Source organism: Sorangium sp. So ce204, assembly GCF_051526795.1.
Taxonomy (GTDB): domain Bacteria; phylum Myxococcota_A; class Polyangia; order Polyangiales; family Polyangiaceae; genus Sorangium; species Sorangium cellulosum_B.
On record NZ_CP150317.1, the window covers coordinates 8,555,449 to 8,573,483 of the forward strand.

16 protein-coding genes and 1 riboswitch are annotated in these 18,035 nt (G+C 73.8%); of the genes, 4 read left to right on the forward strand and 12 right to left on the reverse strand.

Annotation, left to right across the window (positions count from 1 at the left end; translation table 11 throughout):
* Position 1: 1 nt before the first annotated feature.
* The 4 genes from WMF22_RS31895 to WMF22_RS31910 are packed head-to-tail and all read right to left on the reverse strand — an operon-like array spanning position 2 to position 4,093.
* Complete coding sequence (locus WMF22_RS31895; RefSeq protein WP_437293733.1) at positions 2–1,141, reverse strand: ATP-binding protein; 1,140 nt, start codon at positions 1,139–1,141, stop codon at positions 2–4.
* Entirely contained in the window at positions 1,141–1,662 is a 522-nt protein-coding gene (locus WMF22_RS31900) for a Rab family GTPase (RefSeq protein ID WP_438032230.1), read from the reverse strand. Before WMF22_RS31900 ends, WMF22_RS31895 begins: the two co-directional genes overlap by 1 nt.
* Positions 1,663–1,665: 3 nt before the next feature.
* On the reverse strand, positions 1,666–3,444 hold the full coding sequence (locus WMF22_RS31905; protein ID WP_438032231.1) for an OmpA family protein: 1,779 nt from the start codon (positions 3,442–3,444) through the stop codon (positions 1,666–1,668).
* Between the two features lie 58 nt (positions 3,445–3,502).
* Entirely contained in the window at positions 3,503–4,093 is a 591-nt protein-coding gene (locus WMF22_RS31910; protein ID WP_438032232.1) for a hypothetical protein, read from the reverse strand.
* 312 nt (positions 4,094–4,405) lie between these two features.
* On the opposite strand from WMF22_RS31910, the gene WMF22_RS31915 reads away from it, so the two are divergent.
* Positions 4,406–5,365, forward strand: a complete 960-nt coding sequence (locus tag WMF22_RS31915) for a hypothetical protein (RefSeq protein ID WP_438032233.1) — start codon at positions 4,406–4,408, stop codon at positions 5,363–5,365.
* 30 nt (positions 5,366–5,395) lie between these two features.
* On the opposite strand, the gene WMF22_RS31920 is transcribed toward WMF22_RS31915, so the two are convergent.
* The 3 genes from WMF22_RS31920 to WMF22_RS31930 are packed head-to-tail and all read right to left on the reverse strand — an operon-like array spanning position 5,396 to position 8,174.
* Complete coding sequence (locus tag WMF22_RS31920) at positions 5,396–6,091, reverse strand: hypothetical protein (protein WP_438032234.1); 696 nt, start codon at positions 6,089–6,091, stop codon at positions 5,396–5,398.
* Positions 6,088–7,296, reverse strand: a complete 1,209-nt coding sequence (locus WMF22_RS31925) for an MbnH family di-heme enzyme (RefSeq protein WP_438032235.1) — start codon at positions 7,294–7,296, stop codon at positions 6,088–6,090. Before WMF22_RS31925 ends, WMF22_RS31920 begins: the two co-directional genes overlap by 4 nt.
* Before the next feature lie 5 nt (positions 7,297–7,301).
* Entirely contained in the window at positions 7,302–8,174 is an 873-nt protein-coding gene (locus WMF22_RS31930) for an MbnP family copper-binding protein (protein WP_438032236.1), read from the reverse strand.
* Positions 8,175–8,474: 300 nt separating this feature from the next.
* Here WMF22_RS31930 and WMF22_RS31935 point away from each other — a divergent pair, with 300 nt between their 5' ends.
* Genes WMF22_RS31935 through WMF22_RS31945 form a run of 3 tightly spaced genes read left to right on the forward strand, consistent with a single transcriptional unit; the run spans position 8,475 to position 12,351 of the window.
* A complete protein-coding gene (locus WMF22_RS31935; RefSeq protein ID WP_438032237.1) occupies positions 8,475–10,586 on the forward strand; it encodes a TonB-dependent receptor in 2,112 nt (703 codons plus the stop codon).
* 8 nt (positions 10,587–10,594) lie between these two features.
* Positions 10,595–11,479 (forward strand): hypothetical protein, encoded by an 885-nt coding sequence (locus tag WMF22_RS31940; RefSeq protein ID WP_438032238.1) that lies wholly within the window; start codon positions 10,595–10,597, stop codon positions 11,477–11,479.
* On the forward strand, positions 11,476–12,351 hold the full coding sequence (locus WMF22_RS31945; RefSeq protein ID WP_438032239.1) for a hypothetical protein: 876 nt from the start codon (positions 11,476–11,478) through the stop codon (positions 12,349–12,351). Before WMF22_RS31940 ends, WMF22_RS31945 begins: the two co-directional genes overlap by 4 nt.
* Before the next feature lie 30 nt (positions 12,352–12,381).
* Here WMF22_RS31945 and WMF22_RS31950 read toward each other — a convergent pair whose 3' ends face one another.
* The 5 genes from WMF22_RS31950 to sugE form a co-directional block, all read right to left on the reverse strand.
* Positions 12,382–14,178 (reverse strand): serine/threonine-protein kinase, encoded by a 1,797-nt coding sequence (locus WMF22_RS31950; RefSeq protein ID WP_438032240.1) that lies wholly within the window; start codon positions 14,176–14,178, stop codon positions 12,382–12,384.
* A 90-nt stretch (positions 14,179–14,268) separates the two neighbouring features.
* Positions 14,269–15,519: an NAD(P)/FAD-dependent oxidoreductase gene (locus WMF22_RS31955; RefSeq protein ID WP_438032241.1), complete on the reverse strand. Its 1,251-nt coding sequence runs from the start codon at positions 15,517–15,519 to the stop codon at positions 14,269–14,271.
* Positions 15,520–15,568: 49 nt separating this feature from the next.
* The gene (locus WMF22_RS31960; protein WP_438032242.1) at positions 15,569–16,333 is read right to left on the reverse strand and encodes a class I SAM-dependent methyltransferase; all 765 of its coding nucleotides are present in this window, start codon (positions 16,331–16,333) and stop codon (positions 15,569–15,571) included.
* A gap of 80 nt (positions 16,334–16,413) precedes the next feature.
* On the reverse strand, positions 16,414–17,439 hold the full coding sequence (locus tag WMF22_RS31965; protein ID WP_438032243.1) for a dipeptidase: 1,026 nt from the start codon (positions 17,437–17,439) through the stop codon (positions 16,414–16,416).
* A gap of 54 nt (positions 17,440–17,493) precedes the next feature.
* The gene (sugE, locus tag WMF22_RS31970) at positions 17,494–17,811 is read right to left on the reverse strand and encodes a quaternary ammonium compound efflux SMR transporter SugE (RefSeq protein ID WP_012238459.1); all 318 of its coding nucleotides are present in this window, start codon (positions 17,809–17,811) and stop codon (positions 17,494–17,496) included.
* A gap of 21 nt (positions 17,812–17,832) precedes the next feature.
* Positions 17,833–17,901: riboswitch (guanidine-III (ykkC-III) riboswitch) on the reverse strand.
* Positions 17,902–18,035 lie beyond the last annotated feature (134 nt).

Here is an 18,035-nt window from a genome sequence, read left to right on the forward strand (position 1 = left end):
ATCACTCCCCTTGCGCCTCGCCGCCGCCCGCCTCGCCTGCCGCGCCGACACGCCGCAGCCGGAGCCAGAACCGCGCCCCGCCTTCCGGCCGCGCCTCGTACCCGATCGCCCCGCCCCACCGCTCCACCGCGATCCGGGCGCCGTAGAGCCCGAGGCCGCTGCCCGCGCCAGGGTCGTGGCCGTGCGCGAACTTCTGGAACAGGCGCGGCGCGATGGCAGGGGAGACGCCAGGCCCATCGTCCTCCACCGTCACGCGAGCCCACCGGGGCTCATCGTGCACCGCGACGCGCACCGACCTGCGCGGAGGCGTGAACCGGAGCGCGTTCTCGACGAGGTTGGAGACCACGCGCGCGAGCCTGCGCTCCTCACCGACGACGGCGCACGGCCGCGCGCAGCCGAGCTCCGGCGGCGTCTCCAGGCACACCCCCCGGCTGCGCGCCATCGGCAGGAGCGCCTCGACGACCCGAGCGACGGTGCCGCACACGTCGACCACCGCGGCGAGGTCGCCGCTGGAGGCGTCGGACGCCATGCCCTCGACGGTGAACACGTCGAGGATCTCCCGGATCAGCTCGCGCTGCCGCAGGGCGGCCTTCAACGCGACCGCGGCGAGCGCGCCGCTCTTCTCCGGCAGCGGCTGCTCTCCCAGCAGGGACAGCGCGCCGAGGAGGCTGTTCAGCGGGCCGGAGAGGTCGTGGACGATGCAGTGGACGAGGACATCCTTCCGCTCGACCTCGCGCGACAGCGCCTCGTGCACGAGGCGAAGCTCGCGCGCCCGCTGGAGGACGCGGCGGCGCGCCTGGAACAGCGCGTCGTTCCGGGTGATCACGAGCAGCCGCGACGAGCCCACGCGGAGCGCCGTCGCCTCGAGGTGAAGCGCCTCGTCGCCGATCATCTGCGTCCAGAAGTCGGATTGCACGCCCGGCGCGCCATCCGCGGACCAGGCCCGCTCCGCCTCGGGGAGGAACACCTCCAGGAAGGGCAGCGCGCGATCGATCGGGAGCGGCGCGTCGCGCCACGGCGGCGCGAACCCGAGCCTCCGGAACCACGGCGGCGGCTCGCCGCGGATGACGAAGGTCCCGTCGTGCAAACGCTCGAGGACGAGCTTGTCCAGCGCCGCGAGGAGCCACGTGTCCACGTCCATCAACCTCGCAACGAAGGCGCTTCGCTCGCCAGCATGGCGCGCGCCAGCGCGTTGAACGCGCCTTCGACCCCGGCGCCGGTCTTGGCGCTCGTCCTCGTGATCCAGAGGCCCGCCCTCTTCAGCCTGGCCTCGGTGGCGTCGTCGATGTCCCACGCCGCGGTGAGATCGGCCTTGTTCAGGACGACGACGGCCGGGACCTCTCCGACGATCGTCCGCGCGGCGGTGTAGAGGCGGAGCCCGGTCTCCGCCGTGAGGCGCCGCGTGCCGTCGACGACGAGGAGCCAGCCGGCGGAGCCGCGAAGGTACGACGTCTGGACGGCCTGGAACTCGTCCTCTCCGCTCAGGTCCCAGAGGATGAGGTCGAGCTCGCGTTCATCGCACCTCACGCGCCGCGTCTCGATCGTCACGCCGATGGTCGTCCGGTAGGACTCGGAGAAGATGCTGCGCACGAAGCGGGCGACGAGGCTTGTCTTGCCGACCCCCGTCGCGCCCAGCACGCAGACCTTGCGTTTCTCCGCCATGACTCAGTCCTTGCTCTCCGCGTGCAGGTCCACAAGGAAGATCACGCTGCGCGCGCGGCGCTCGTCCGCGACGGCGAGGCACTCGGCCCGCGCCGCTCCCCCGGCGCAGGACGGGGGCACGACCTCGCGCCGCGTTCCCCCGCCGATCGCTCGCAGGCGATCGGCCGGGATCCCCCGCGCGACGAGCTCGGCCGCGACGTGCTCCGCGCGGGCCTGGCTGAGCGCTCGGTTCGACGCCTCCGATCCGACGGGATCCGCGTAGCCGATCTCGCGGATCTCGGCGGTCATGCCGGCCGCGCGCGCGCGGGCGATCAGCCGCTCGGCAGCGGCCGCGACCTCGTCGAGGCGCGCGGCCTGCTCGCCGGAGAGCCGCGCGGCGCCGCGGCGGAAGAAGAGCTCCATCGCCTCGAGGGATCGCGCCGCCGCGCGCGCGCGGTCGATCGACTCCTGCGCCGTCAGGCCCTCGCCGTCGAACCCCGAGACGCCGGGGAGCACCGCCGCCGACCAGCGCGCGCGCTCGATCCAGCGCTGAGGCGCGACCCCGCTGGCCACGACGGCGCCGCCGCGCAGCGCCAGGGTGACCCCGGGCGGCGGCGCGAGAGCGCTCGCCACCCGGCGCTCGACGATCTGCGGGTGGAGCGAGTAGAAGGGCTCGAAGCGCAGGATGACCTCCTGGGGCACGGGGCCGCCGCGCTCGAGCACGGCCCTCGGGTCCGCGGCGAGCGGATCGCGAAGGCCCGTGAACACGACCTGGCCGGCGCGCCGCTCCGCCGCGGTGACCAGCAGGCCGGGCTCGCGCCGCAGCGCCTCGCCCCAGCCGTCGACGCGGCGCTGATCCTCCCGCGAGGCGCGCACCGAGAAGGCGAGCGCGGCCGCGACGACCGCGGCCAGCAGGGCGGCCGCGATCGGCGCGGCCCGAGCTCGGCGCGGGATCGGCTGGCGCTGCTGCTGGAGGCAGCGCGAGAGCAGCTCGCGGGCGCCCGAGAACGGCGTCCGATCGCCGCGGAAGCCGGCGAGCTCACCGCCGTACGCGAGGTGGACGCGCTCCAGCGTCTCGCACAGGACGAGCCCGTACGCGGGCGGCGCCACGCCGCGCACGATGGACACGAGGAGCGCCGACGGGCCGTGCTCGACCCACCCTGTCAGATCGCCGACGCGGAAGCGCTCCAGCCGCGCGTCGGTCCGGAACGCGTCGTGGGCGAACGCGTCGATGGCGGTGAGCATCGCCGTGACCTGATCGGGATCCCTGTAGGGGATCTCGTCGGCGCTGAGGTGCTCGAGGACGAGCCCCGTCCCCCGGTGGACGAGGAAGAGCTGCTCGGTCCGGTAGACCATCGAGCGGAGCAGCACCACCTCCGCGAAGGGGCGCCCCGTGCGGCGCGCCTCGACGCGCCAGCGCATGCTCCGCCAGGACAGGCCGAGGGCGGCCGCCTCGTTGAGGCGCTGGATCATCGCCCGGAGAGCGCAGCGCACGGCCTTGCGGATGGCCGGCCCCATGGCGGGGGAGATCGCGTCCGCGAACGCCCCCGGGTCCCGGCGCACGCGCTCCTGGATCGCGCTGGCGAGGAGCGGCTCCAGCGCCCACGAGAGCGCCTCACCCCTCTTGCGGCTCTCGATCACGGCCTCGGGCAGCGCCCCCGCGACCATCTCGACCATGGACTGGTCCAGCCGCTCCTCGATCCGCTGGATCCGGTGCTGCTCTGGGCCCACGAGCAGGGGGCGGAGGTCTTCGAGCGTCTTCCTCGGCGGAGGCGCCTCGCGGCGCGCTCTCGGCTCTCGCATCGTTGTTCCTTCTCTGGACCGCCGCGCCCGCTCCGCTGGCCGGAGCGGCGCGGCCGCCTCACGCTGCCTCGTCCGAGCGGCGCTCCGCCTTCTGGTACCGCTCCGACTCCGCGGCCGCCTCGCGCGCCGGCGCGTCCGGCGCGACCGCTTCGGCGCCGTCGGCCCACACGGCGGCCAGCTCGCGCTCGAGCATCGCGCTCAGCTCGCTCCGCGTGCGCCGCGTCTCGTCGACGAACGCCTTGGACTGCTCCAGCAGCTGCTGCCGGAGCTCGCGCTGCGTGCGCGCCACGAGCTCCTCCAGCCGCTGGACCCGCTGCGCGATCAGCTCGAGCGCCTCCCGCGACTCGCGCGCGACGCTGCCGAGCGCGCCGTCGGCGGCCGCGCGCTGGGCCTCGATCGACGCGCCGAGCGCCTCGATCTCCCTGCGCATGTGCGCCTCCAGCATGTCCAGCCGCCGCCACGCTTCACGCCGCAGCTCCTCCGCCTGGGCGGCGACCTGAGCGTCGGTGTGCGAGAGCCGGCGAGCGAACTCGCGGAACTGGGCGCCGCACAGGATGTCGCGCACCTGCTCCAGGCTGTTGGTGATCGCGGACTCTGCGTGTCCCGCGGTGGCTTCGTGCTCCGCCCGCCCGCTCGTCCTCATGGTCATGATCAAGGCCCCCTCTCCGTGCGTGCCATGCGTGTCGCGTTCGGCGAGCCGAGCTCGCTCGTCATCGCGCTCCCGGTTCGCTTCGTCGCGCTCGCGACGCCTCACCGAGCTCGCTCCCCCAGGTTTTCTCTTCCGTCTGGACACGATGCCCCTCGCTCACCACGTCGCGCGCTGCGCAACATGGGTCAGCACCGTGGGCGCGGGTAGCCCTCGGGGGGCCGCGGGGGCGGCCGCGGCTCGGCCGGGGAGCCGCTCGGCTGCTCCGGAGCGCCGCGCTGAACAGGATCGCTCGGAGCCCGGTAAGATGCTCCCATGCGAACTCCGCGAACCTCCCTGGTGGCCGCGGCCTTCCTCGCGGCCTGCGGCGCTCCGGCCGGCGGTGCTCCTTCGGCCGACGCGCCTTCCGCGAGCGCTCCTTCCGCGAGCGCCGCGGCCTCGGGTTCCAGCTCGCCCACGGCCGCCTCGCCGCCGGCGCCGCAGGCCCCCGCCGCGGCCTCCCCTGCGCCGGCGCCCTGCGGCGCGCTGGGCTGCCTCGCCTTCGATACGCCGGCCCAGGCCTTCGCCCGCGTCCTGGAGAGCGGCCCGCGCGTGCTCGCGGTGGGCGAGGCGCACGCGCAGCGAGGCTCGGAGGGCGTCCCCTCGACGACCCGACGCTTCACGGAGCTCTTCCTGCCGACGCTCGCCGGCCGCGCCTCCGATCTGATCATCGAGCTCTGGGCCGTGGACCCGCGCTGCAAGAAGGAGCAGGTCGCGCGGGTCGAGGCGGAGCAGCGGACGGTCACGCAGGGCCAGGCGGCGCAGAACCAGGACGAGTTCCTCGCGCTCGGCCACGCGGCGAAGCGGCTCGGCATCCGGCCCCACCAGCTCACGCCCTCCTGCCAGGAGATCGACGCCATCGTGCGCGCGGAGCCGGACGCGGTGACGGCCATGCTCGAGATGATCGCGCGCCTGACGGCCGCCGACGCGAAGGCGCTGCTCGGCCGCGAGGACGCCGCGGGAAAGATGGTGATCGCCTACGGCGGGGCGCTGCACAACGACGTCGCCCCGCGCCCTGGACGAGAGCGCTGGAGCTTCGGACCGGAGCTCTCCGCGATCACCGCCGGGAAATACGTGGAGCTCGATCTCATCGTCCGCGAGTTCATCAAGGAGTCGGAGTCCTGGCGGGCGCTGCCGTGGTATCCCCATTTCGACAGGGAGAAGCACCCGGACAAGGCGGTGCTCTTCAACCCCGCGCCGGGCTCGTACACGCTCATCTTCCCGCGCTCGTCCTGAGCCGGCACCGCCGCGCCGAGCGCGGCGGCGTCAGGGCAGGATGGTGAACGTGACCGGCGCGCCCGTGAAGGGACCGCCGCCCTGCACGATGCGGTTGTTCTCGAACAGCGCGCTGGTCACGCTGACCGTGATCGGCGCGCCGGCAGCGCGGAGCTTGTCCCAGGCCGCCGCGTCCGGCGTGTAGCTCAGCTTGGTCGTGAACACCCGGAGCAGCAGCTCGCTCTCCGCCGTCGTGAAGACCAGGAAGTAAGCGCGCCCGTTGATGGGCGTCCCGTGAGCCCAGGCGGCGCGCGCCGGCCCAAGGAGCGCCCCGAGCTCCGCGACGATCGACGCCCCCGGGGCGGCGAGCTCCCGCGCCCCCGGCGCCGCGGCGGCCGGAAGCCGCAGCGCCGGCGCGGCCCGAGGCGCCGTCCGCTGCGCCGCGCCCGCGACGTGGAAGGTCAGCTCCGGCGCGGCGTCGCCGGGGAGCATCGCGCCGTCCTCGGGCGCGTCGAACACCGTGCCCTGCGAGGGCTCGTCCTTCGGCTCCACGGCGAGCAGCGCCTCCAGGGCCTCGTCGGTCGCGCCGCCCTCGAAGATGACGTCGGCCAGGCTCGGGTCGGTCGACGTCCCGCTCGACGTGTGGTCGTGGCTGTGACCACACGCCCCGGTGTACATCGCGGCCGACGCGAGCGCCGCCAGCGCGGGCACGAGGAGCGCCCGGCTCAGGAGAGGTCTTCGGCTCACGGCGCCTCCGCCCAGGGATCCGCGAAGCGCGGGTCCTTCAGAAACTCGTCGTCCGTCAGGGTTTGCAAGAAGGCGATCACGTCCGCTCTCTCCTCTTCTGTGAGATCGAACCCGCTGATGAGCTCGCTCTTGAACTTGTTCTCGCTTCCCACGCCGGCGTTGGGGAGGCCAGCCTCGATCGTCCGCCCTCCGGCGGCGTAATGGTCGAGCACCCCCTCGAGCGTCTCGATGCTGCCGTCATGCATGAACGGCGCCGTGACGGCGATGTTCCGCAGCGTGGGCGCGCGGAACCGGCCCATGTCCGCCTCCTTGTGGGAGATCTCGTAGACTCCCCCGTTGCCCTCCGGGTAAGCGCCGCTCCCGTCGATGTTGTAGAGCCCCGTGTTGTGGAACATCACCTCCGTGAAGGTGGTGCCGTCGTGCTCCACCGAGTCCGACAGGTTGAAGCCGCCGTGGCAATGGAAGCACTCCAGCTTCTCGGAGAAGAAGAGATCCATCCCGCGCAGCGCCGCGTCGGACATCCCGGAGGGGTCGCCGCCGTAACGGTAGCGGTCGTAGGGGGCGCGGTAGGAGAGCAGCGACCGCTCGAACGCGGCGATCGCCTTCGTGATGTTCGCGAGGCGGATGGGCGCGTCGTCGCCGGGGAAGGCCTCGGGAAAGAGGTCCTGGTACAGCGGCTCGCCCTGTAGCCGCTCCAGGAGCTCGTCCTCCATGCCGGCGAGCCCGAGCTCGACCGGCGTCTCGCCGAACATGGGGAGGAGCGCTTGCTCCTCGAGCGCTTCGATGAGCGGATTCGCCCAGGTCAGCGTCGTGAGGTAAGCGATGTTGGCCAGGCTCATCGAGCTGCGCGAGTGCAGCTGGTCGGTCGAGCCCCTGGCGTTCGCGAGGCCGTCGGTGAACGCGAGCTCCTGGCGATGGCACGAGCCGCACGAGTACGTGCCGTTGCCGGACAGGCGCACGTCGTAGAACAGCCGCCTGCCGAGCTCGACCTTCACCGGCGACATCGGGTTGTCCTCGGGGACCTTGGGCACCGGAAAGCCCGCCGGCAGCCCCCACGCATAGGCGTCCTGGCCGCCAGCGCCCTCCCCCGTCGACCCGCCCGGGCCATCGTCGTCGCCGCAGGCACAGCAGAGGGCCGCGAGCGCGGCGAGGGCGGAGGAGATCGCCGAGCGGCGGAGAGCGGGCATCGAAGCGAACATCGCCATGGCGCCTAGTCTATCCTGAAGAACGACTGCTGATCGGGGCGCGGCGAGCCGTCGGTGATGTCGATGCCGAGATAGGTGAAGAGCGGCAGACACTCGGAATCCGACGGATCCGACATGCAGCCGGGGATGTCGTCGGCGCTCCCCGACAGGTCGCTCTCCGCGACGAGCGCCGCATAATCGACGAGCACCTTCGTCGTGAGCGGGTCGATGCCCTCGAAGGCGATCTCGGCGACGTTGGGGCGATCACAGGCGGTCAGCTCGCCGTTCGCGCCGGGCATGCAGCCAGTGCTGCCGATGTGCACGAGGAACGGCTTGGCGTCTGCCGCGGAGACGCTGTCGAGGCGCAGGAACTTGTACCCGTCGTTCCAGCTCCAGAACAGCCCCGTCAGGTTGAGCGGCGACGGCGCGCTCGACGCGTCGCCGTGGTTCAGGTCGAACGGGACGCCCAGCTTGAACGACAGCCCGTCGTAGTCCCCGGCCGGGACCGTCCCGCGCACCACGCCGTTCGTCTCCTCCGTCCCGTTGGCGCAGGTGCCCGATCGGTCCTCGAAATCGAGGAGCACGACGTCCTGGTACTGCCACAGCCCGTCCTGTTCGAGCGTGAGCGGCACCTCCTCGCCGTCCGCGCGGCGCAGGCGCACGTCGTGGATGTAGAGGCGGAAATCGTTCAGCCCCACGTCCGTCGAGGCGCTGCCGACAGCATACGTCTCGCTGCAGGAGAACACCTCGTCGCGGACGCGGCCTTCGAACTGCAGCGCGACAGTGATCGTCGAGGTCGACGCGCCGTCGGCAGGCGCATCGTCGCCGCACGCCGTGAGCGCGAGGGCCGCCCCGACCAGCGGGAACCAGAGCCGTGATGCACGAAGACCGGATTCCATGAGCGTCCTCCCGGGGAACGATGCGCGCCACGATAGGCCGCGCCGCCCCTCGCCTGAATGCGACATGTTGTCGCTATCGCGATCCGCCCGAGAGCGCGAGTCGATACGGCGTCGGAAGAGGGCTCGCGGACGGCCCCGGAGCAATCTTCGGCGGCCAGCAGACAGCGACGCCGCCGACGGACGCACGAACGCGCTCGCCGCCTGCGACGTCGACCAAACCACCGGCGCGCCCGCCGGGCGAGCGTGCGCGTCCACAGGATAACACGAACCGATAAAATCGTGCTACTGGCCTGCCCACCTGTGATCCGCTCCCTGAGCACGGCGCTCCCGCTGCTTCTTGTCATCACGTCCGCCGCGCCTGCGCGCGCCGGCGACGGTGCCGCACCTGCGCGCGCCGGCGATGGTGCCGCACCTGCACCTGCCGGCGACGGCGCCGCGCCCATCACGGTCGTGGTGCAGGGCGCGGCGCCGCCGCGCAGCGCCTCGGAGTCGGTGCGCGGGCAGGCGGAGATCCGGGCGGCGCCCCACCGGACGGCGAGCGACGTGCTGCAGCTCGTGCCGGGCGTGTTCACCTCCCAGCACAGCGGCGAGTGCAAGGCGCACCAGATCTTCTTCCGCGGCTTCGACGCGGTCCACGGGCAGGACCTCGAGATCTGGGTCGCGGGCGCGCCGGTCAACGAGGTCTCCAACGTCCACGGCCAGGGCTATACCGACCTCCATTTCGTGATGCCGGAGGTGATCGGCGAGCTCCGCGCGCAGCCCGGATCGTACGACCCGCGCCAGGGCGACTTCGCGGTCGCCGGGACGATGCGCTTCGATCTCGCCTACGGCGAGCCGGGGATCACCGCCACCGCCTCCGCGGGCTCGTCCGGCGCGCGCCGGCTCTTCCTCGCTTACCACCCCGAGAACGCGGACGACGCCACGTTCGCGGCCTTCGAGGCGTACGGGACCGACGGCTTCGGGCCCGCCCGCGCCGCCGGCCGGGCCTCGCTCATCGCGCAGGCCGTCTACCGGCCGCTCGCCGGCGTCTCCGCGCGGGTGATGGCGTCGGCGTTCGCCTCCCGCTGCGGCTCCGCCGGCGTCCTGCGCCTCTGCGACATCGAGTCGGGCAAGGTCGACCGCTTCGCCTCGTACGATCCCGATCAGGGCGGCGACTCGTCGCGCGCGCAGCTCGTCGTCGATCTGCGCGGCTCGGGCGACGGCGCCGCCCGCGGGGAGGGCCTCTCGCTCACGCCGTTCGTCGTGCTGCGCGCGCTCCGGCTGCGCTCGAACTTCACCGGCTACCTCGCGGACCCCACGAACGGCGACGCCACCCAGCAGCTCAACGAGGCGATCACGGCGGGCGCCACCGCGTCGTACCGGCTCACCTTCCCGCTGCTCTCCGACCGCGACACGTTCGAGGCGGGCGTCGTCGCGCGCACCGACTGGATCGAGCAGTCGCAGCGGCGCCTCGCGGCCGTCGACGACAGGCCGACCGCCACGCTGGTCGACGCGAAGGTCCGCGCGACCGACATCGCCGGCTACCTCGACGCGTCGATCCGGCCGGCGCGGCGGATCACGCTGCGCGGCGGGCTGCGCGCCGACGGCCTCGCGTACCAGGTCGTCGACAATGTCGGCCAGGGGGCCCAGGCGCGCGGCGCGCAAGGCGTCCACGTGGGCGGCAAGGGCACGGTCGACGTGGCGCTGCTCCCCGGGCTCCGCGCGCTCGCCAGCGTGGGCCAGGGGTTCCGCTCGCCCCAGGCGCGCAGCCTCGGCGACGGCGAGCGGACCCCGTTCACGCGGGTGCTCTCCGCCGAGGCCGGGCTCCGCTACGCCGACGAGCTCGTGCGGGCGTCGGCGGCGCTGTTCCACACGCGCCTCAGCGAGGATCTCGTCTTCGACGAGGCGACCGCCCGCAACGAGCCCGTGCCCGCCACGGCCCGCACCGGGGTGGCCCTCGACGCGGTGGCGCACCCGGCGCCGTGGCTCGTGTCGAGCGTCGGCCTGACGTACACCCGGGCCGCCTTCACCGCGTCGGGGGGGCGCTACGCGGCGGGCGATCTCCTCCCCTTCGTGCCCCAGGTCGTCGCCCGCGCCGATCTCGCGGTGACGCCGCGCCTCGGCGCGCTCTTCGGCCGGCGCCTCGAGGCCCGCGCCGGCGCGGGCGTGACGCTGCTCCACGGCCGCCCCCTGCCGTTCGGAGAGCAGGGCCACGACGCGCTCGTCACCGACGTGACGGCGCACGTCCGCTACCACCGCGTCGAGCTCGGGCTCGACGTCTACAACCTCCTCGACGCGGCGTGGTTCGACGGCGAGTTCGTCTACCCCTCGAGCTTCAGCCGCGGCGCGGCGCCCGACCTCCTCCCCGCGCGGCACGTGACCGTCGGCGCCCCGCGGAGCTTCCTCGCTTCGCTCTCCCTCTACATCGGCTGAGGACCTCGATGACATCCACCACCGCACAGACCCGATCCCGCCGGCGCGCCGCCCTCGCCGCGGCGGGGCGCCTCGCCGCGGCGCTCGCGGCGGGCGCGCTCGCCGCCGGGTGCGGCGCCGGAGGCGACGACGCGACCTCCGGCAAGCGCCTGACCCTGGCGACGCAGATCGCGCCCGACGCGGCGTCGGTCGCGCCGTTCACGAACGCGCTCGGCTGGACCATCACGCTGTCGAAGGCGCACCTGGCGATCGGGTCGCTCCACTACTTCGAGGGCGCCCCGTTCACGGCGCGGCGGCCCTCGCCGGGAGGCGGCCCCTCGCTGCTGGAGCGGCTCGCCCGGTGGGCCGTGCCCGAGGCGCACGCGCACCCGGGCCACTACCAGGCCGGCGAGGCGAGGGGCCAGATGACGCAGCCGACGTCGGTCGACCTGCTGCAGGGGACGACGGCGCTCGCGGACGCGGACGCCGTGAGCGGCGTGGCGCGATCCGCGCGCTTCACGTTCGGCGCGCCGCCCGCGGGCCCGCTCGCCGCGGCGCTCGACGGGCACGTCGTCGCCGTCGAGGGCCGCGCCGAGAAGGGGGAGCTCGCGCGGGTGTTCCGCGCGCGCGCGCTGGCCGCCGACGTGCTCGACGACGCGACCGGCGAGCCGTCGGTGGAGGGGTGCGTGTTCGAGGAGGTCTTCCTCGACGGGCCCGGCGTCGTCACGCTCGTCGTGAAGCCGGCGGTCTGGCTCGATCAGGTCGACTTCGAGGCCGTCGCCTCGAGCGACGGCGGCGCGCCGGTCGACCTCGAGCCCGAGAGCCAGGCCCAGCGCGGCTTCACGCGGGGCCTCAAGAAGGGGACGGCCTACGCGCTCTCGTTCGCGCCCGGCTCCCCGGAGGAGAAGGAATGACGATGAGGACCACGAAGGGACTGTGGGTTGCGGCGGCGACGCTCGCCGCGGCGGCGGTCGCCGGCTGCGGCGACGACGGCGCGTCGGGGGCCGGGAGCGTGGCGTTCTCGACGTGGGGAGAGGACTACATCGAGCAGGAGATCCCGGCCGCCGATCTCGCGGACGGCTGGAGCATCCAGTACGAGAAGTTCCTGTTCGTCGTCCGGAACGTCACCGTCGCCGATCGCGAGGGGAACGTCGGAGCGCGCATGCAGGGCTCGATCCTGTTCGACCACACCAAGGCCGGCGCGAAGCCGGTGGTGACCTTCGACGACCTCGAGGCGAAGCCCTGGGAGGCCGTCTCCTACGAGATCGGCCCGGTGGACGCGGACACCGCGCTGGAGGGCGCGACGGAGGACGACAAGGCGCTCATGCTCGCGGCGGGGGCGTCCGTGCACATCGAGGCGATCGCGCGGAAGAGCGACGGCGGCGGCGAGGTCGAGAAGCGCCTCGACTGGACCTTCTCGCTCGCGACGCGCTACGCCGACTGCAAGGGCGACAAGGCCGGCAAGGAGACCGAGGGCGTCCTCGTCACGAACGGCGGCACCGACGACGTGGAGCTCACCATCCACGGCGACCACTTCTTCTACGACGACCTCCAGGCCGCGACCGCCGCGCGCCGGTTCGCGCCCATCGCCGCCGCGGACGCCGACGACGACGGGGCCGTCACCCTGGAGGAGCTCGCCGCGGTGCGCCTCGTCGCGATCGCGGAGGGCACCTACGGGACGGGCAGCGCCGGAAATATCAATGATCTCGGGGCGTTCGTCGCGGCGCTCTCGCGCACGATCGGGCACTACCGCGGCGAGGGCGAGTGCATCTCCGTCGATCCGTGACGGGGCCGGCCGCGGGCTCGCCCGCGGCGATCACTCGATCCCGACCGTCGTCGTGACGTCCTGGAGCTCGCTCCCGTCGAACGCCGGCACGCGCGCGGAGCCGAGCAGCATCTGCACGCAGCTCCCGGCCGGGGTCATCGCGACCTGCGGCTCGCTCGAGATGCGCTGCACGGCGCCCGCGGGGTTGAAGAACACGCGCGCCGTCACCGCCTTCGGCCCCGCCTTGCCCTTGCAGTGGATCCGCGCGGCGGCGCCCTTCGCTTGCAGCGCCGCGTGGGCCGCGCCGCGATCGAACGGCCTCGCCGCGCTCGGCTGCGGCGCCGCCGTCGCCGTCGCCGCCGGCGCGGCGCCTCCGCGCGTGGGGCGCGGGGACCTCGGCGCGGGCGCCGGCGCCGGAGCGTCGCGAGGGCCAGGCGACGGCTGCCGCTCGCCCGCGCCGCTCGTGTCGTTCGCGTCGCCCGCCAGCGCCGGCGAGCGCGCCTCGCCGCCGCGGCCCGGGCTGACCACCGTCGGGCGCGCCGGCACCGGCAGGCGCTGCACCAGCCGGACGTCGCCCTGCGCGCGGCCGGCGTAAAAGGAGATCGCCGCCGTCGCGACGCCGCCGGCCAGGCTGCACGCGAGGAGCAGCGGCCCCCACCGCGCGGGCTTGCGAGGGGCCTCCGGCGGCGCGCTGCTCGCCAGGACGGGCGCGGGCGTCACCGGGGGGCGCGCGCTGACGGGCGACGGCGAGGCGCCCGCGCCGGCGGGCGACGACGATGCGCCCGCAGCAGCGGGCGACGACGGCGCGCGCCGCGCGTCCGAGGCCATCTCGGTCGGTCCGGTCATCGACAGGCGCGAGGCAGCCCCCGCCGGGGTGAGCGCCGCCGCGGCGCTGAACGGCACCACCGAGATCGCGCCGCCGGCGGCGCGCACGCTGCGCGGGTCGAGCGGGTTGACGAAGAGCGCCGGGCCGAGCGCGTCGAACGCCTCCTGCGCCGTCTGGAAGCGCTGCGACGGCTCCCGCGCGACGCAGCGCGCGAACCAGGCGTCGAACGGGTGAACGATGCAGCCGGCGCGCCCGAGCGCGGTCGCGCGCACCGACGCCGGGTCGATCGGCTCGAAGAGGATCTCGCGGAGCAGCACCGGCATCGCGGTGCCCATCGGGTCGTTCGCTGCGCGCCAGTACATGCGCCCGGTGAGCAGCGCGAACGCGATCAGCCCGAGCGCCCACACGTCGGTCGCCGGCGAGATCTGCCCGCGCGGGTCGGACTGCTCGGGCGCCATCCAGAGGGGCGTGCCGAGCGACGCGGTCGCCATCGTGCTCGCCTCCGCGGCGATCTTCGCGATGCCGAAGTCGAGGACCTTGACCGACCAGCGCGCCGTCGCGCTCTGCGTCTTCGCGAGGAACACGTTCTGCGGCTTCATGTCCCGGTGGACCACGCCCGCGCGGTGGGCGGCGCCGAGCGCGTGGCAGAGCTGCCGGAAGATCTCGTGCACGTCCTGCGCCGAGAGCAGGCCGCTGCGCCTCATCCGCTGCGAGAGGTCCTCCCCCTCGAGCAGCTCCATCGCGAGCCAGGGCACGCCGCTGGCCGCGTCCACGCCGGCGCCGATCACCTGCACGACGTGATCGCTCTCCACCAGCGCGCCGACGCGCGCCTCCTGCTCGAAGCGCTCGCGCAGCCGGGCGTCCGCGCAGAGCTGCGGGTGCATGAGCTTGAGGGCCCGCAGCTTGCCAGTGCTCGCCTGCTCGGCGATGTACACGGCGCCCATGCCCCCGGCGCTGAGGGGCCGAACGATCCGGAACTCTCCGAAGAGCATCCCGACCGCCGGCTGGAACGGCGCGACCATGGCGGGCGATGCTAGCATGGTGGCCGTCGCGGGGGTGTCGGGGCTCACGGGCGCGGCGCGCGTGATTCGCCTCGCCGCCTCGCCGCCTCGTCAGGCGTGCGCGCCGTCGGCGCTGCCCGCGCTGCGCGCGCGCGGCGGGAGCGACGCGACGAGGCGCTCGATCCCGATCCGGCCCGCGACGAGCGCGCCCGTCGCCGCGGCGCGGAGCGCGTCGCCCGCCGGCTGGGCTCTGCCGGCGAAATGCCGGACGCCGAAGCGCAGGAACGACGGCTCGCCGAGGAGGTAACGCTCGACGCGCTCCCGCGGCGCGCCGTAGAAGGCGCGCATCACCCGGCGCCGGAAGCGCAGGTCGAGGCCCAGCAGCGATCGGTCGACGCGCCGGCCCCAGTCGTGGAACCCGAGATCGCGGGCGTCGAGCTTCTCGGCGAGGTACTCGCCCGCGAGGGCCCCGTACGCGATCGCCTGGGCGATCCCCTCGCCCAGCATCGGATCGATGCCCGCGGCCTCGCCGACGAGCAGGGCGGCGGGCCGCGCGATCACGGCCCGCCGGTCGAGGCCTCGCTCGGCGAAGCGCTTTCGCCGGTAGCGGTCCGGGTCGAGGCCGAGCGCCTCGAGCCTGCTCCGGAGCACGCGCTCGGCGTCGGGCGCGGGGCGCGCCACGCCGAGCGCGCCCTCGTGCAGCACGTAGGCCCCCCGGCAGACGAGCTCGCGCCCGTCGACGAGCGTGGGGAAGTCCCACAGATAGCCGGCGAACGAGCGGTCCCGCATCTCGAAGTGCAGGAGGTCGCGCGCCCGGTCCCCCGCGACGGGCTCGGTGTCGACCTCGACGGCCTGCGCGCGCAGCCTGCCGAACGGCAGCCCCATCGCGCGGCGAACGACGCTGCCGACGCCGTCCGCGCCGACGACGACGCGGCCGTCGAACACCCCGGCCGAGCTCTCGACGCGGGCGCCGTCCTCGCTCAGCGCGGCGCCGGTCACCCGCGCCCCCTCCACGATCCGGACGCCCCGCGCCCGCGCGGCGAGCGCGAGCGCGCGATCGAACTCGGCGCGCCGGACGACGCGGCCGATGTTGCCCTCGCGGAGCGCGACCTCGCCGGCCTGGAAGGCCGCGCTGATGCCGTGCACCACGACCGAGGGCACGTCGATCGTCACCCCGATCGACGAGAGCGCCCTGTCCGCTCGCTCGCCGAGGCCGCCTGCGCAGGACTTGTCCCGCGGGTAGCGCTCCTTTTCGAGCACAACGATCCTGTCGGCGAGGGCCGGGCGATGGTGGGCGAGGAAGAGCGCCGTGCTCACGCCCGCCGGCCCGCCCCCGACGATCACGACTTCATGCGCCGCCATGCGGGGGCCGCTCTAGCACGGCGCCCCCGTCGGCGGGCTCGCCGGACGCTCACCGCCGCTCGTACAGCGGCACCAGCGTCCGGTAGGGGAAGAGGTACACGCTCTTCCCCGCGAGGTCCGGGTGGTTCGCGGCCAGCTCGCGGATCTCGTTCAGGACCGCATAACGCTCCTGCAGGGGGAGCGCCGAGATGTAGCTGATCGACGCGACGCGCTCGAGGAGCCCGTCGAGGTCGAGCTCCTGCGTATGGGTGAACTCGTGCTCTCCGAGCGGCGCGAAGAGGCGGGAGTCGGAGAACGTCCGGCGCCACGCGCCGAACCTGTGTATCGGAGCATCCCGGCCGTGGCGGTCGAGGATGCGGGAGATGCGGGCGACCCAGTCGACGCGCTCGTCGCGCAGGTTGAAGAGCAGGGAGAGGCGCCCTCTCGGCCGGAGCACGCGGTGGATCTCGGCGAGCGCGAGATCACCGTGAAACCAGTGGAACGACTGCGCGGCGACCGCGGCGTCGACCGATGTCTCGGGCAAGGGGATGGCCTCGGCGACCCCATCGAGCGGGATGGCGGACGGGACCATCTGGCCCAGCTTGCGGCGCATCCCCTCGACCGGCTCGAGCGCGAGCAGCCGCGCGCCCGTGGGCACCAGGAGGCGCGTGAGCTTGCCGGTGCCGGCCCCGAGATCGAGCACCGTGCTCGTCGCGTCGATGCGGAGCGTGTCGCGCAGGAGCTCGATCGCGCCGCGCGGGTAGTCCGGGCGCCCCTTCTCGTAAGCATCCGCTGCAGTCGCGTAGCCCTGTGCAGCGAGGCGATGGAGAGTCATGGCCGGCATCCGCTCCGCGTTAAGGAGGATCTCGCGCAGCGCCGGAGGGACCACCCACCCCGACGGCCCGTCGAGAGAGGCTACGCAACCGGGAGCCGCGTTGGAAGCGGGTTGTCGCTCAAAATCCGCATCACGTTCTCTCGAAGCACCTTGGCGATCACACGCTCGCTCAAGCCAGCTCGCAGCAGCGCATCCGTCAAGAGCGGAAGATGGGCCGCATCACGCAGCTCACGTGTGGGAATGATGAAACCGTCCCAATCGGATCCGAGCGCTGGCGTGTCCTCGCCGGCAACGTTGATGATGTGCACGAGGTGCTTGACGACGGGCGCGAGCCCGTTTCCGCCGAGATAGCGCGGACAGAAGATGATCCCGGCGCACCCGCCGCGATCGGCGAGCGCGCGGAGCTGTTCGTCATCGATGTTGCGCCAGTGTTCGAACGCGCCGGCGATACCCGTGTGGCTGACCATGGGTGGGCGGCGAGCGAGCGCGCATGCATCGAGGAAGCCTGCCCGGTTGATGTGCGCGAGATCGACGATGACGCCGAGGTCCTCGGCGAGGCGCACGACGTCGCGGCCGAAGGCGGTGAGGCCTTCACCATCCCTGCGGCCGCTGCCGTAGGCGGGATAACACGCCTCGTTGGCGCTGAAGTGGCAGAGCCCGAGGTAGCGCACGCCGCGCCGCGCGAAGCGAGCGAGGGTGTCGAGATCGCCCTCGAGCGCGTGCGCCCCCTCGACGCCGAGCAGGGCCGCGACGGCGCCGCGGGCCCTCGCCGCCTCGATGTCCTCGGCCGTGAGCGCCTTCACGAGGCCACCGGGCCGCGCGCGGACGGCCTGCTCCAGGAGATCGATCTGCTCCTCGACGACGGCGGCGAGCCCGCGCCGCTGCCCGATGGGCAGCGAGACAAGCCCGAAGAACTGCGCGCCGACGCCGCCCTCGCGGAGCCGCGGGACGTCGACGTGCCCGCCGAGGGCAGCGAGCGGCAGCGGCGGCTCGTGCCGCTCCTGCAGATCGTAACCGACCCAGCGCGCCCACATGAGGCTGTCGGCGTGGAGATCGATGGCGGGGTACTGCGCGTGCAGGGCGCGGGCTTCGGGTGTTCCGTGCATGGAGGGAAGGCTAGTCGACCCGAGGCGGCCGGTCGCGCGCCGGGCGACGAGGGCTCAGGGGCTCGCCAGCTTGAGGCCGAGGATGGACACGACGAGCAGCGCGAGGAAACCGAGCCTCGCGGCCGTGGCGGGCTCGCCGAACAGGAGGATGCCCGCGATCGCCGCCCCGAACGCGCCGATGCCGACCCAGACGGCGTACGCCGTGCCGATGGGCAAGGTCCGCGAGGCGATCTCGAGGAGCGCGATGCTCGTGATGATCGCGCCGACCGTGAGCGCCGTTGGCAACGGGCGCGTGAAGCCGTGTGTGTACTTGAGACCGATAGCCCAGCAGACCTCGAGCAGACCTGCCAGGAGCAACGCCAGCCAGGACATGACGACTCTCCTCGTGATGCGGCTGCGTCGTCTTATCCTGACCGGGTACGGCGCGTCTCGTCCGGGACGCTCTGTCTGAAGGAGCGCCGCGGGGAACCTAGCAGCGGCGACGGCCTGCGCAACAGGCAGGCCGGCGCCGCGCCGCGTCGCGAGGCCGCAGCGTCGCCGCCGCTCCCGCTCCGCTGGGCGGAGCGGCGCGGTATGCGTGGGCCACACCGCGGCCC

Coding starts and splice junctions, on each gene's coding strand:
- WMF22_RS31895 (WP_437293733.1), bottom strand. CDS start 1,141: ATGGACGTGGACACGTGGCTCCTCGCGGCGCTGGACAAGCTCGTCCTC.
- WMF22_RS31915 (WP_438032233.1), top strand. CDS start 4,406: ATGCGAACTCCGCGAACCTCCCTGGTGGCCGCGGCCTTCCTCGCGGCC.
- WMF22_RS31940 (WP_438032238.1), top strand. CDS start 10,595: ATGACATCCACCACCGCACAGACCCGATCCCGCCGGCGCGCCGCCCTC.
- WMF22_RS31965 (WP_438032243.1), bottom strand. CDS start 17,439: ATGCACGGAACACCCGAAGCCCGCGCCCTGCACGCGCAGTACCCCGCC.
- WMF22_RS31955 (WP_438032241.1), bottom strand. CDS start 15,519: ATGGCGGCGCATGAAGTCGTGATCGTCGGGGGCGGGCCGGCGGGCGTG.
- WMF22_RS31900 (WP_438032230.1), bottom strand. CDS start 1,662: ATGGCGGAGAAACGCAAGGTCTGCGTGCTGGGCGCGACGGGGGTCGGC.
- WMF22_RS31945 (WP_438032239.1), top strand. CDS start 11,476: ATGACGATGAGGACCACGAAGGGACTGTGGGTTGCGGCGGCGACGCTC.
- WMF22_RS31905 (WP_438032231.1), bottom strand. CDS start 3,444: ATGCGAGAGCCGAGAGCGCGCCGCGAGGCGCCTCCGCCGAGGAAGACG.
- sugE (WP_012238459.1), bottom strand. CDS start 17,811: ATGTCCTGGCTGGCGTTGCTCCTGGCAGGTCTGCTCGAGGTCTGCTGG.
- WMF22_RS31930 (WP_438032236.1), bottom strand. CDS start 8,174: ATGGAATCCGGTCTTCGTGCATCACGGCTCTGGTTCCCGCTGGTCGGG.
- WMF22_RS31925 (WP_438032235.1), bottom strand. CDS start 7,296: ATGGCGATGTTCGCTTCGATGCCCGCTCTCCGCCGCTCGGCGATCTCC.
- WMF22_RS31910 (WP_438032232.1), bottom strand. CDS start 4,093: ATGACCATGAGGACGAGCGGGCGGGCGGAGCACGAAGCCACCGCGGGA.
- WMF22_RS31960 (WP_438032242.1), bottom strand. CDS start 16,333: ATGACTCTCCATCGCCTCGCTGCACAGGGCTACGCGACTGCAGCGGAT.
- WMF22_RS31950 (WP_438032240.1), bottom strand. CDS start 14,178: ATGGTCGCGCCGTTCCAGCCGGCGGTCGGGATGCTCTTCGGAGAGTTC.